General features: G+C 73.6%; 10 protein-coding genes and 1 pseudogene. 8 read left to right on the top strand and 3 right to left on the bottom strand.

Features of this window, described 5'->3' with window-relative positions:
- Nucleotides 1-7: 7 nt before the first annotated feature.
- From OG472_RS40735 to OG472_RS40755, 5 genes and pseudogenes are all read left to right on the top strand, one after another.
- Nucleotides 8-1,333 (top strand): annotated as a pseudogene (locus OG472_RS40735) (glycoside hydrolase family 35 protein); the annotation flags it as partial.
- Nucleotides 1,334-1,407: 74 nt separating this feature from the next.
- Nucleotides 1,408-1,824, top strand: coding sequence for a hypothetical protein (locus tag OG472_RS40740; protein ID WP_405942935.1), 417 nt, complete (start codon nt 1,408-1,410; stop codon nt 1,822-1,824).
- Nucleotides 1,825-1,915: 91 nt separating this feature from the next.
- A complete protein-coding gene (locus OG472_RS40745) occupies nt 1,916-2,557 on the top strand; it encodes a hypothetical protein (RefSeq protein WP_405942936.1) in 642 nt (213 codons plus the stop codon).
- A gap of 45 nt (nt 2,558-2,602) precedes the next feature.
- Entirely contained in the window at nt 2,603-3,553 is a 951-nt protein-coding gene (locus OG472_RS40750) for an aldo/keto reductase (protein ID WP_401613608.1), read from the top strand.
- A complete protein-coding gene (locus OG472_RS40755) occupies nt 3,550-4,551 on the top strand; it encodes a D-2-hydroxyacid dehydrogenase family protein (protein WP_401613606.1) in 1,002 nt (333 codons plus the stop codon). The genes OG472_RS40750 and OG472_RS40755 overlap by 4 nt, the downstream gene beginning before the upstream one ends.
- Before the next feature lie 22 nt (nt 4,552-4,573).
- Here the strand turns inward: OG472_RS40755 and OG472_RS40760 are convergent, their stop codons facing one another.
- The 3 genes from OG472_RS40760 to OG472_RS40770 all read right to left on the bottom strand — a co-directional run bounded on the left by OG472_RS40760 (nt 4,574) and on the right by OG472_RS40770 (nt 9,767).
- Entirely contained in the window at nt 4,574-6,061 is a 1,488-nt protein-coding gene (locus OG472_RS40760; protein WP_401613604.1) for a DUF2079 domain-containing protein, read from the bottom strand.
- A gap of 143 nt (nt 6,062-6,204) precedes the next feature.
- Nucleotides 6,205-7,068, bottom strand: a complete 864-nt coding sequence (locus OG472_RS40765; RefSeq protein ID WP_361763206.1) for an ABC transporter permease subunit — start codon at nt 7,066-7,068, stop codon at nt 6,205-6,207.
- Nucleotides 7,065-9,767, bottom strand: a complete 2,703-nt coding sequence (locus OG472_RS40770; RefSeq protein ID WP_405942937.1) for an alpha/beta fold hydrolase — start codon at nt 9,765-9,767, stop codon at nt 7,065-7,067. The genes OG472_RS40765 and OG472_RS40770 overlap by 4 nt, the downstream gene beginning before the upstream one ends.
- 152 nt (nt 9,768-9,919) lie before the next feature.
- On the opposite strand from OG472_RS40770, the gene OG472_RS40775 reads away from it, so the two are divergent.
- The 3 genes from OG472_RS40775 to OG472_RS40785 all read left to right on the top strand — a co-directional run bounded on the left by OG472_RS40775 (nt 9,920) and on the right by OG472_RS40785 (nt 12,348).
- Nucleotides 9,920-11,455 carry an ATP-dependent DNA ligase gene (locus OG472_RS40775; protein ID WP_405834281.1) on the top strand — a complete coding sequence of 512 codons (1,536 nt, stop codon included), beginning with the start codon at nt 9,920-9,922 and terminating at the stop codon, nt 11,453-11,455.
- Between the two features lie 91 nt (nt 11,456-11,546).
- Nucleotides 11,547-12,176 carry a helix-turn-helix domain-containing protein gene (locus OG472_RS40780; protein WP_401613598.1) on the top strand — a complete coding sequence of 210 codons (630 nt, stop codon included), beginning with the start codon at nt 11,547-11,549 and terminating at the stop codon, nt 12,174-12,176.
- Nucleotides 12,177-12,192: 16 nt separating this feature from the next.
- Entirely contained in the window at nt 12,193-12,348 is a 156-nt protein-coding gene (locus OG472_RS40785) for a DUF6126 family protein (RefSeq protein ID WP_383578299.1), read from the top strand.
- The last annotated feature ends 2 nt before the right edge of the window (nt 12,349-12,350 follow it).

The following is a 12,350-nucleotide window of genomic DNA, read 5'->3' on the forward strand; positions in this document are numbered from 1 at the left end:
TCAGCGCATGCTCACGTACGACCAGGACGGATTCCGGCGCGCGGGCCGCCCCCACCGCATCGTCTCGGGCGCCCTGCACTACTTCCGGGTCCACCCGGACCTGTGGGAGGACCGGCTCACACGCCTGAGCGCCCTGGGTGTGAACACCGTGGACACGTACGTCCCCTGGAACTTCCACGAGACCGCCCCCGGCAAGGCCGACTTCACCGGCCGGCGCGACCTCGGCCGGTTCCTGCGCCTCGCCCAGGACCTCGGCCTCGACGCCATCGTCCGGCCCGGCCCGTACATCTGCGCCGAATGGGACTTCGGCGGCCTGCCCGCCCGCCTCCTCGCCGTCGACGGGCTCCACCTGCGCTGCTCCGACCCGCGCTTCGAGGCCGAGGTGGACGGCTGGTTCGACCTCGTCGTCCCGGAACTGCTGCCGCTCCTCGCGGGCCGGGGCGGCCCCGTCGTCGCCGTACAGATCGAGAACGAGTACGGCTCGTACGGCGACGACACCCGCTACCGCGCCCACGTGGAGCAGGCCCTCGTCGAACGCGGCGTGGACTGCCTGCTGTTCACCGCCGACGGCCCCGAGGACGCCATGCTCCAGGGCGGCATGCTCCCCGGCCGGCTCGCCACCGCCACCTTCGGAGCCCGGCCCGCCGAACGCCTCGACGCCCTGCGCCGCTACCAGCGGACCGGCCCGCTCGCCGCCATGGAGTTCTGGATCGGCTGGTTCGACCACTGGGGCGAGGACCACCACGTCCGCGCCGTCGACGACGCGGCCGCGTCCCTCGACGAACTCCTCGCCACCGGCGCCTCCGTCAACCTCTACATGGCCCACGGAGGCACCAACTTCGGCTTCTGGGCCGGGGCCAACCACACCGGATCCCGCCCCGGAGACCCCGGGTACGAGCCCACCGTCACCAGCTACGACTACGACGCACCCATCGGCGAGGCCGGCGAACTCACCCCCAAGTTCCACGCGTTCCGCGAGGTCATCGGCAAGTACCTGCCGCTCCCCGACGCGCCGTTGCCCGAGCCGCCGCCCCGGATCACCCCCGCCCTGGCCACGCCCGCCGGCACCGCGGACCTGCTCGACCGCCTCGACCTCCTCGCCGGGCCTCCGGTACTGCGCCCCGCCCCCGAGTCGATGGAGCGGCTCGGACAGAGCCACGGCCTGATCCACTACCGCACCGCCGTCACCGGCCCGCGGCCCGCCATGCCCGTCAGGATCGACGGCCTCGGCGACCGCGCGTACGTGTTCGCCGACGGAGTGCCCCTCGGCGTCCTCGACCGGAACACCCCCGACGAGGGGCTCGACCTGGCGGTCGGGGAGAGCGGGGCGGTCCTCGACGTACTAGTCCGGGCCCAGGGGCGGGTCAACTACGGCCCGCTCCTCGACGACCGCACATCTGGCGCGGCGTGCGCCACGGCCACCAGCAGCTGTTCGAGTGGGAGATCCGGCCGCTTCCGCTCACCGACCCGACCGGACTCGACCGGCTCGACTGGGCCGGGAACCATGCGGCCCCCGCCGCGGACCGGCCGGCCGGACGTCCCGCCTTCCACCGCTTCACCCACGCGCTCGCCGACGGGCGCGGGCCGGCCGACGCCTTCCTCGACATGTCCGGCTGGGGGACCGGCCTGCTTTGGCTGAACGGCTTCCTCCTCGGCCACTACGACACCCCGCGCGGCCCGCAGCGCACCCTCTACGCCCCGGGACCCCTGTGGCACGACGGCGAGAACGAGATCGTCGTTCTCGAACTGGAGCGCCCCGGCACCGAACTGCCGCTGCGCGACCGGCCCGACCTCGGCCGCACGACGGTCGTCACGCTCCAGTAGCCCTCTCCCCGAGCGGTCCGAGGCAACCTGCGTCGCCCGATGTCACTCCTCCCTCACGGAACGGTCAGGCGAGACACGGGGAGTCGGGGACATGAACAGCTGGATCAACCGGATCAACCGGATCAGCCGGATCAGTCGGATCAACCGGAGCCGCGGGATCGGCCGCACCGCGCCCGCGGCCGCCTTCGTCGTAGGCGCCGCGGCCCTGGCGGTCGGGGCGGCGGCCGCGCCGTCCTCGGCGAGCGGCTGGGCCTCCACGGAGCAGGACGGACGTGCGGGGGAACTCGTACCGGTGCTGGCCAAGGACGATCCGCAGCACCAGGCCCGCGTTCCCGCGGGGCGGCAGCTGCGGGTGGTCAAGGTGAGCAGCCCGGTCCTGACGGAGGAGCCGGAGGACCACCAGATCGGCTACAACGGCCGGTCCTACCTGGGCTGGGCGCGGATCAAGGCCGATGCGCGGCCCGGAGAGTATCCGCTCTCCGTCACCTTCGACTACGTGAACCCGCTCGACTCCGAAGACAGCGCGGGGAGCCGCCCGTACACGGCCGGCGGCGGCACGATCACCGTCGTGGCCGGGGAAGGGGAGGGAGAAGGGGACGAGGAAGGCGGCAGCGCCGTCCGTCCCGAGGTCTGGGCCCTGACCGGCGCCGCGGTGGCCGGGCTCGCGACACACGGTGTTCACGTCGCACGGCGCCGACGCCGTACCGCCGCCGAACAGGGCAGCCTAGACTGACCACTTGGTTGATCATGTACCCGACGAGTCTGAGGAACGAAACGCATGCGCTATCTCCCCCTGGGCAGTTCAGGTCTGCAGGTCTCCGCCGTCGGCCTCGGCTGTAACAACTTCGGTGGCCGCCTCGACGCCCAGGCCACCCGCGCCGTCGTCGACGCCGCCCTGGACGCGGGCATCACCCTCCTCGACACCGCCGACATCTACGGCAACGCGGGCGGCTCCGAGGTCCACCTCGGGCAGGCCCTCAAGGGCCGCCGCGACCAGGTCGTCCTCGCCACCAAGTTCGGCTACGACGGCGTGGACATGAAGTACGGGCCCGCCGCCGGGTCCCGCGGCGGCCGCGCGTACATCCGGCGGGCCGTCGAGGAATCGCTGCGCCGCCTCGACACCGACCACATCGACCTCTTCCAGCTGCACAGCCCCGACCCGGCCACCCCGGTAGCCGAGACCCTGGCCGCGCTCACCGAGCTCGTCGCCGAGGGCAAGGTCCGCTACATCGGCCACTCCAACCTCTCCGGCTGGCAGCTCGCCGAGGCCGCGCACGTCGCCCGGGAGACCGGCTCGGTCCCCTTCGTGTCGGCGCAGAACGAGTGGTCGCTGCTGGAGCGCTCCGTCGAGCGCGAGCTGGTCCCGGCGGCCCTGCACTACGGCGTCGGCGTGCTCCCGTACTTCCCGCTCGCCAACGGCCTGCTGACCGGCAAGATCCGCCGAGGCGCGCCCGTCCCGGCCGGCTCCCGGCTCGAAGGCCGCGACGCGTACCTCACCGACGAGCGCCTCGACGTGGTCGAAGCCCTGGCCGCGCTCGCCGAGAAGCACGGCCGCACCGTCCTCGAACTCGCCATCGGCTGGCTCTCCGCCCAGCCCGGCTGCGCCTCCGTCATCGCGGGAGCCACCTCCGCCGAGCAGGTGCGCGCGAACGCGGCCGTCGCCGACCGCCCGCTCGACGCCGGGCTGCTCGCCGAGATCGACGCCATCGCCCCGGGTATCGGCGCGTGACCGGCGGCGGGCGGCGGCCCCTGCGCTGCGCGCTCCTCGACGACTTCCAGAACGTCGGGAGCACCGCCGCGGACTGGTCGCCGCTCGCCGGCCGTGTCGAAGTGGTCGCCTTCACCGACCACACGGACGACGAGGACGTGCTCGCCGGACGGCTGGCCGGCTTCGACATCGTGGTCACCCTGCGCGAACGCGTCCCGTTCCCGGCGTCGCTCCTCGACCGGCTGCCGCGCCTGCGCCTGCTCATCGCTTCCGGCATGCGCAACTCGGTGATCGACTACGAGGCAGCCGCACGCAACGGCGTGACCGTGTGCGGGACCGGCAGCTCCTCCACGCCGCCCGTGGAACTCACCTGGACCCTGCTGCTGGGCCTGGCCCGGGGCCTGGTCCAGGAGAACACCGCCCTGCGCGGCGGCGGCCCCTGGCAGCAGGGCGTCGGCGCGGACCTGCACGGGCGGCGGCTGGGTCTGCTCGGCCTCGGCAAGATCGGCAGCCGGGTCGCCCGCGTCGGGCTCGCCTTCGGCATGGACGTGGTGGCCTGGAGCCCGAACCTCACCGGGGAACGCACCGACGAGGTGGGGGTCGCCCTCGCCCCGTCCAAGGAGGAGCTGCTGGCGAGCAGCGACTTCGTCTCCGTCCACCTCGCCCTCGGCGAGCGCAGCCGCGGCCTGATCGGCGCCGCCGAGCTCGCACTGATGCGGCCGACGGCCTACCTGGTCAACACCTCCCGGGCGGCGATCGTGGACCAGCCGGCGCTCCTCGAAGCCCTGCACGCGGGCCGGATCGCGGGTGCGGGTATCGACGTCTTCGACATCGAGCCGCTTCCCGCCGAGCACCCCTTGCGCACGGCTCCGAGGCTGCTCGCCACACCACACCTGGGCTATGTGACTCGGTCCAACTACGCCACCTATTACGGCGAAGCCGTCGAGGACATCCAGGCGTTCCTCGACGGCTCACCCCTGCGCGTTCTGCACCCGCACCCGAGGCCCTTGCCGCGCTGAGCCCCGGGCGCCGTGGTCCCTGCTATCGCGTGCGGCTCAGGAGGACGAAACCGTCCTTCTCCTTGACGGTGCGGTAACCCCGCATGCGGGCGAAGTCGAGGGCGACCAGTTCCTGCCGGACCGACATCGGCCAACGGTGGTTCGGCGCGACCTTGGTGTCAACCATGATCCACTCGGGATTGCGGCGGCTGTCCCCCCAACCGTAGACACTGACGCTGGTGCGGTCGGCGAGGTGGGGCCCCAGGTTGTTCGACGCCTGGACCGTGGCCCCGTCCGGGATCTCGGCCATCACCCTGCGGGCCACCGAGCTCCGGGGATCGGTCCGCCAGGTCGCCGGCTGGACCAGCTGCCACAACGGAAAGTGAGGCAGCAGCAGCAGGGTGACCGCCGCGGACCCCGCCAGGTAGCGGTACAGGCTGCGGCCACTCGCACCCCGTCGGTGCAGGGCGTCGATGAACGCCGCGAAGACGATCGGCATGATCAGCAGCCCGTAGTGGTAACTGGTGCCCCAGTGCGCCGGGTAATCCGAGGCGAGGCGCCACAGCACGGTGGGCAGCGCGATCAGCAGGAGCGGCGAGCGCAGCGCCAGGAACAGGGTGGGAGCCAGCATCAGGATGAGTGTCGTGACCTTCTCCTGCGGGGTGATGAGACCGAGCGTCCCCTGGTGGAGGAGTTCCACGAGGCCGCCGTCCGACCCGCTGCCCGCGCCGCCGCCGGGATTGTGGGAGGCGAAGTAGCCGTCGAAGCCGCCCGGATGGAAGGAGGCCAGCGTCAGCACGGCGAGCGCGGACGCGGCCAGCCCGGCCGCGGCCGTGACGATCCCCAGCCTGCGGCCACCGCGCCCGCCCCGCCACGCGATGACCAGGCCAATCACGGCCACCGTGAGGCCGAGGTCCTCCTTCACCAGCACGAGCGGCAGCGCCCAGTACGCGGCGGCGCGCAGCCGGCCGTCGGCGAGGGCGGTCAGGGAGAAGGCGAGCAGCGGAACGGCGAAGGCCCATTCGTGGAAGTCGTAGGCGACCCCGCTCGCGATGCCCCACGAGACGGCGTAACAGGCGCCGATGACCACGGCACCCGTGGAGCCGAGCGTCCTGCGGGCCCAGAAGGCCAGCGGCAGCACGCTCGCGGCGATCAGGGCGGCCTGCGCGACGAGCAGCAGCTTCACCGACGGCCACAGCCAGTACAGCGGTGCCAGAACGGCCAGGACGGGAGAGAAGTGGTCGCCCAGGACGGGGAAGTCCGGCCCCTTGATCTCGGAGACGGGCAGGTGCCCGTCCGCGTAGGACCGTACGACCTGTACGAAGATCCCCAGGTCGAAGGAGTGGGAGAGCAGATGCTCGTGGATCCGCAGGGACAAGGCCGTGTAGGCGAAGAACAGCGCCCCCGCCATGGCCCAGATCCACCAGGTGGCCCCGGGGCCGCTTCCCGCGGCCGGCTCCCGAGCCGCCTGTTCCTCGGTACCCGACTGCTGCGGCAGGACTGCGGCGGTGTTGCCGGTGGGTGCTTGCATGAACCCTCAAGATGCCAGCAACCCCACGGGCCGGACGCGGAGCTGGGGCCCGTGTGGGCAGTTTCCTTCGAATGGCGGACGCCACAGGATCTCCGCGCCACCCCCGGCCCCTGCCGTACCAGGCCGGGTCCGGGGGCCTGCGCTCACGACACGATGTCCTTGCGGGAGAACCCGCGGAAGGCGAGCGCGAACAGCACCAGCGCGTACGACACCGACACCACCGCTCCCTTGACCATCCCGCCCCACTCCAGCTGCGGCTGCAACGCGTCCGCCCACGCGAACTGCCAGTGCGCCGGCAGGAACTCGCGCCACGATCCGAGCGCCGTCACCGCGTCCAGCACATTGCCGACGATCGTCAGACCGACCGCCCCGCCCACCGCCCCCAGGGGCGCGTCCGTGCGCGTGGAGAGCCAGAACGCCAGGCCCGCCGTCACCAGCTGCGACACGAAGACGAAGGCCACCGCCAGCGCGAGCCGCGGCACGGTGTCCCCGGCCGCCAGCGCCCCGCCCGCCGGGAGCTTCAGCGGCCCCCACCCGTACGCGGCCGTGCCCGCCGCCAGCGCGACCACCGGCAGCAGCACCATCGCGGCCAGGCTGAAGCCCAGTGCCACCACCAGCTTGCTCCAGAGCAGCCGCATGCGGGGCACCGGCGAGGCCAGCAGGTAGCGCAGCGAGGACCAGCTCGCCTCCGAGGCCACCGTGTCCCCGCAGAACAGCGCCACCGGCACCACCAGCAGGAACCCGGCCGAGACGAACAGGCAGGTCGCGGCGAAGTTCGCGCCCGAGGCCGTGGCCGTGTCGATCAGGGTCACCCGGCCGTTCCCGCCGTCCCGGCTGCCCGGACCGCCGCCCACCGCGAACGCGATCATCAGGATGAACGGCAGCGCCGCCAGCACCCCGCCCATCACCAGCGTCCGCCGCCGGCGCCACTGCCGCAGCGCCTCCACGCGCAGCGGCAGCGTACGGCTCGCCCGGTAGCCCGGGGCCACCTCCTGTACGGCGCTCACGCCGAACCTCCGATCAGGGTGAGGAACGCGTCCTCCAGTCGCCGGTGCGGTCCCACTCCGGTCACCGGCACCTCCAGCCGTACGAGTTCGGCGATCAGCCCCGCGGCCGTCGCGCCTTCGAGCCGTACGAGCAGCCCGTCGTCGGCGGCCACCACTGAACCCACTCCCTCCAGCGCCGCCACCTTCTCGACGCCCACCGCGTCCACCGGCTCCGCCAGCGTCACCAGCAGCGTGTCCCCGCCACCGGTGATCTCGGCGACCTCGCCCGCCGCGACCCGCTGTCCGCGATCCATGACGACCAGGTGCGTACAGGACTGCTCCACCTCGGACAGCAGGTGGCTGGAGACGATGACCGTCCGTCCGCCAGCGGCGTAGCGGATCATCACGTCCCGCATCTCCCGGATCTGTGGCGGGTCCAGACCGTTCGTCGGCTCGTCGAGGATCAGCAGGTCCGGCATGCCGAGCATGGCCTGCGCGATCGCCAGGCGCTGGCGCATGCCCTGCGAGTACGTGCGCACCGCGCGCTCCAGGGCGTCGCCCAGTCCCGCGATCTCCAGCGCCTCCGCCATGCGCGAGTCCTCGGCCGGGCGGCCGGTGGCCTGCCAGTACAGCTCCAGGTTGGCGCGGCCGGTCAGATGCGGAAGGAATCCCGCGCCCTCCACGAACGCCCCGACCCGCGACAGCACCGGAGCCCCGGGCCGCACCGCGTGCCCGAACACCCGGATCTCCCCGGCGTCCGGCGAGATCAGCCCCATCAGCATGCGCAGGGTGGTGGTCTTGCCGGCGCCGTTGGGCCCGAGCAGCCCCAGCACCTGACCCTTCTCCACCCGGAACGACAGGTCCCGCACCGCGTACCGGTCCTGCGCCTTCGCGTACCGCTTCGTCAGTCCCGTGATCTCCAGGGGTACGTCGGCCAGTGCAGGGTCCGGCTGCGCCGGGCCCGGCCGCGTCCCCGCGGCCCCCCGGCCGGTGCGCCGGATCCCGAGCAGGGCCGCGGCCAGCGCCGCCGCGCCCAGCGGCAGCCACCAGGTCCAGGCGGGCAGCCCGGCCGAGGCGGTCCGTACCCCGGTCGCGACGGGCACGGCCAGCGGGCCCTCGACGGAGACCGTGTAGGCGGCCGGCGCGGCCGGGGTGGCGTAGCCGAGGTCGGTGGCGGCGACCACCAGCCGCAGCCGGTGTCCGGCCACGGCGGAATGGTCGATCGCGGGCAGCCTCAGCTGCACGCTCACGCCCTGCTGCGCGCTGTCCACGCGCACCGGGGCGACGAGCTGGCCGGGCAGCACCTGCTGCTGCCCGTCGGGCCCCACGTCGTACATCTTCCCGAACAGCACGGCCGACCCGTCGGCGGCTGTCGACCTCACCTTCAGGGTTACGGTCGGGGTCCCGGTGACCTGTACGTCCTCGGTCAGAGGCGCCGACTCGAACCGGGCGTTCTGCCCCGGGAAGTCCAGGGAGAGCCCGGCCCCGAAGGCGGCGAGCTGCCCGCCGATGCCGGGCAGCGAGGACAGGGCCGGAGGCGCGCCGCCCGCCGGATTGGCGAAGGTCTGCTCCGGCCCCGCCAGGGCGAACTGCCGCGGGCCGGAGACCAGCCCGGGGTAGCGGTCGCCGCTCGCGCCGCGCAGCGTGACCGCGCCGTCGGTGGAATCGATGCCGCCGGAGCGGGAGACCCGGAACGCCGGACCGGTGTCCGCGCCCCCGTCCCCCTTCAGGTGGCGGTCGAACCAGGCCGCCACCCGGTCCTCGACCCGGTCCGCCTCGCGCATGCCGCCGTCGTGCCCGCCGGCCGCCCAGTCCACGGAGACGGGGGCCCCGTTCGCCGCGATGGCCCGGGCCATGGCATCGGCCTGGTCCAGCGGGAAGAGGGAGTCGTCCTGGCCCTGCACGATGAGGGTCGGCACCTTGATCCGGTCGCCTACGGCCGAGGGGCTGCGCTGTTCCAGCAGGGCGCGCGCCTCGGGGTCGGGCTTCCCGGCCACCGCGACGCGTTCGTACATCGCGCAGAGCTCGGGCTGGAACCGGCCGCAGCCGGGGGCGGCCGCCGGGTCCGGCCGCCCGGGCCGGGCCTGCTGCATCCCGCCGGACGAGCCGGTGGTGAAGAAGATGCCGGACCACAGCTTCTTGAAGACGCCGTTCGGGAAGAGGGAGTCCGCGAGGTTCCAGTAAGTGATCTGCGGAGCGATCGCGTCCACCCGCCGGTCGTACCCGGCGGCGAGCAGCGAGATCGCCCCGCCGTACGAGGCCCCGGACACGCCGACGCGCGGATCACCGTCCGCGTCGAGCCGCACCTCCGGCCGGGCCGCGAGCCAGTCGATCAGCCGGGAGACGTCCTTGACCTCGTTCTCGGGGTCGTTCAGCCCGATCCGGCCGCCGGAGCTGCCGAAGCCGCGCGCCGACCAGGTCATGACGGCGTACCCGTCGCGGGCCAGCCGCTCGGCCTGCTCGCGGACATCGTCCTTGCTGCCGCCGAAACCGTGCCCGAGGAGCACAGCGGGACGTTTCTCCGCACCGCCGCCCGCAGTGAAGTAGGAGGTGTCGACGGCGGCGCCGGGCATGTCCAGGACCTGGTCCTGGCGGTGCACGGCCGGAGCGTCGCCGGCCGCCGTCGTGGCCGTCCAGGTGCCGGCGCCCGCCACGACGGCGAGCGCGGCGGCGCCCGCGAGGAGGCGGTCTCGGCGGCGCCGGGGCATTCGGAGCTTCATATGGGAACCCTAAAGGGCAGGTCCCCGGGCTCCGAGCACCCACAGGCGTAACCCCAGCCCTTCTCAAGGACCATGCCGGGCCCCGGGCGTACCGCACCTGCGGTATGCGCCCCCGACCTGCGCGGCAGGTCCCGGGGCGGGAGGATGGCCGCATGCTGCTGGCCGAGGTCGCGCGCGTGTCCCGGGAGGTCGCCGCCGCCTCCGCCCGCTCCCGCAAGACCGCCCTGCTCGCGGAGCTCTTCGCCGCCGCGCCGCCCGACGAGGCCGGTCTGGTCATCTCCTACCTCTCCGGCCGCCTTCCGCAGGGCCGTCCGGGCATCGGCTGGCGCGCCCTCGCCCAGGAGACGGCACCGGCACCGGAGCCCGCCCTGACCGTCCGCGCCGTCGACGCGGCGGTCACCGAACTCGCCGCCGTCGCGGGCCCGGGCGCGCAGGCGGAGCGGCGCCGTATCGTCGCCACCCTGCTGGGCGCGGCCACCGGAGCCGAGCAGGCGTTCCTGCGCAGCCTGCTGTCCGGCGAGGTACGCCAGGGTGCGCTGGACGCGGTGGCCCTGGAAGGCGTGGCCGCGGCCGCCGGAGTACCGGCCGCCGACCTGCGCCGCGCGGTGATGCTGGACGGCTCGCTGCCCCGCGTGGCGGCGGCGGTACTCGCCGAAGGGGCGCAGGCCCTGCGTTCCGTCACCCTGCGCGTCGGCCGGCCCGTACAGCCGATGCTGGCGGGCACCGCCAAGTCGGTCACCGAGGCGCTGGCCGCGCTCGGGCCGTGCGCGGTGGAGGAGAAGCTCGACGGGATCCGCGTGCAGGTCCACCGGGACGGGGGCGAGGTGCGGGTGTACACGCGCTCCCTGGACGAGATCACCGGGCGGCTCCCGGAGGTGGCGGAGCTGGCCCGGTCGCTGCCGGGGGAGCGGTTCATCCTCGACGGGGAGGTCATCGGCCGCGCGGCGGACGGCCGCCCCGTCCCCTTCCAGGAGATCGCGAGCCGGGTCGGCTCCCGCGTCGACGTCGAGGCCGCACGGCGGACGCTCCCGGTCGCCCCCTACTTCTTCGACGTCCTGGCCGCGGGGGGCGACGTCCTCCTCGACCTCCCGGTCCGGGAGCGGTACGAGGCCCTGGCCGCCCTCGTGCCCGAGAACGCCCGGGTCCGGCGCCTCGCCGTGGAGGATCCGGGCGGGCAGGCGGCCGAGGCCGAGGAGTTCTTGTCCGAGGCCCTGCGCCGGGGCCACGAGGGGGTGGTGGTCAAGGCCCTGGACTCGGCCTACGCGGCCGGCCGCCGCGGCAGGCACTGGCTCAAGGTGAAACCGGTGCACACCCTGGACCTGGTGGTCCTCGCCGCGGAATGGGGCCACGGGCGGCGTACCGGACTGCTCTCGAACCTGCACCTGGGGGCGAGGGCAGCCGACGGCACGTACGCCATGCTCGGCAAGACCTTCAAAGGGCTCACGGACGAGATGCTGCGCTGGCAGACCGGGGCGCTGCGCGCACTCGCGACCTCGGACGACGGCTTCACCGTGCGGGTGCGGCCCGAACTGGTCGTGGAGATCGCCTACGACGGCCTGCAGCGCTCCCCGCGCTACCCGGCCGGGGTGGCCCTGCGCTTCGCACGGGTCCTGAGGCACCGCCCGGACAAGGAAGCGGAGCAGGCCGACACGGTGGAAACGGTGCTCGGGGAGGGGCGCGAGGCCTGACCGCCGGGCCGTGGCCGCGGCCGGCCGGAGAGGATTTGCCTCAGAGGCAAGACAGATTGCCAGGAAGGCAAGTCTCTGGCTCAATCGGGGCATGAAACCCGGTCCTGCCCCCGGCCCCGAAGACGCGGCCGACGAGCTGCCCGCCGTGGCGCCGCAACTGCGCGAACTGCGCCGCCGCGCCGGACTCACCCTGGAGGCCGCCGCCGCCCGGGCCCGGCTCTCGCCCGCCCACCTGTCCCGTCTGGAGACCGGCCGGCGCCAGCCGTCGCTGCCGCTCCTGCTCGGACTCGCCCGCACCTACGGTACGACGGTCTCCGAGCTGCTCGGCGAGACCCCCGCCGTCGCCGATCCCATCGTACGGGCCGGCGGCCCCGGGGCCCGCGAGGCCGACGGGTGGACGTACTGGCAGGCGGGCGGATCCGGCCGCGGCATGCAGGCGCTGCGCGTGCACGTTCCGCACGGTCGCAGCCAGGGCGAGCTGGTGCGCGTACATCCCGGAGAGGAATGGCTGTACGTCCTGGACGGGCGGCTGCGGCTGCACCTGGGCGAGGCCGAGTACCTGCTGGAGCCGGGGGACAGCGCGCACTTCGACTCGCTCACCCCGCACCGGATCGCCGCGGCCTCCTCCGGGGGCGCCGACCTGCTGTTCGTCCACACCCTGCTGCAGAGCAGCCTCGCCGGGCTGTGCCTCGGCGGGACCTCCACCACGCACCACCGATAGCCGAGGAGCCGTAGCCATGTCCCAAGGAGAGAACCCCGTCACCGTACGGGCGCGCATCGAGGCCAAGTTCCCGCGCGGCCTGGTGATCCGGCTGATCGCCTACTTGTTCGTCGGCCACCTCTTCGCCTTCTTCGTCTACCTCCTCTTCGTCCTGGGGGGCCAGAACCAGTAACC

This window comes from Streptomyces sp. NBC_00207 (assembly GCF_045160965.1).
GTDB lineage: Bacteria > Actinomycetota > Actinomycetes > Streptomycetales > Streptomycetaceae > Streptomyces.

Excerpts from the sequence above, each read along its gene's own strand:
- OG472_RS40750 (WP_401613608.1), top strand. The coding sequence starts at position 2,603 with ATGCGCTATCTCCCCCTGGGCAGTTCAGGTCTGCAGGTCTCCGCCGTC.
- OG472_RS40780 (WP_401613598.1), top strand. The coding sequence starts at position 11,547 with ATGAAACCCGGTCCTGCCCCCGGCCCCGAAGACGCGGCCGACGAGCTG.
- OG472_RS40770 (WP_405942937.1), bottom strand. The coding sequence starts at position 9,767 with ATGAAGCTCCGAATGCCCCGGCGCCGCCGAGACCGCCTCCTCGCGGGC.
- OG472_RS40785 (WP_383578299.1), top strand. The coding sequence starts at position 12,193 with ATGTCCCAAGGAGAGAACCCCGTCACCGTACGGGCGCGCATCGAGGCC.
- OG472_RS40775 (WP_405834281.1), top strand. The coding sequence starts at position 9,920 with ATGCTGCTGGCCGAGGTCGCGCGCGTGTCCCGGGAGGTCGCCGCCGCC.
- OG472_RS40760 (WP_401613604.1), bottom strand. The coding sequence starts at position 6,061 with ATGCAAGCACCCACCGGCAACACCGCCGCAGTCCTGCCGCAGCAGTCG.
- OG472_RS40745 (WP_405942936.1), top strand. The coding sequence starts at position 1,916 with ATGAACAGCTGGATCAACCGGATCAACCGGATCAGCCGGATCAGTCGG.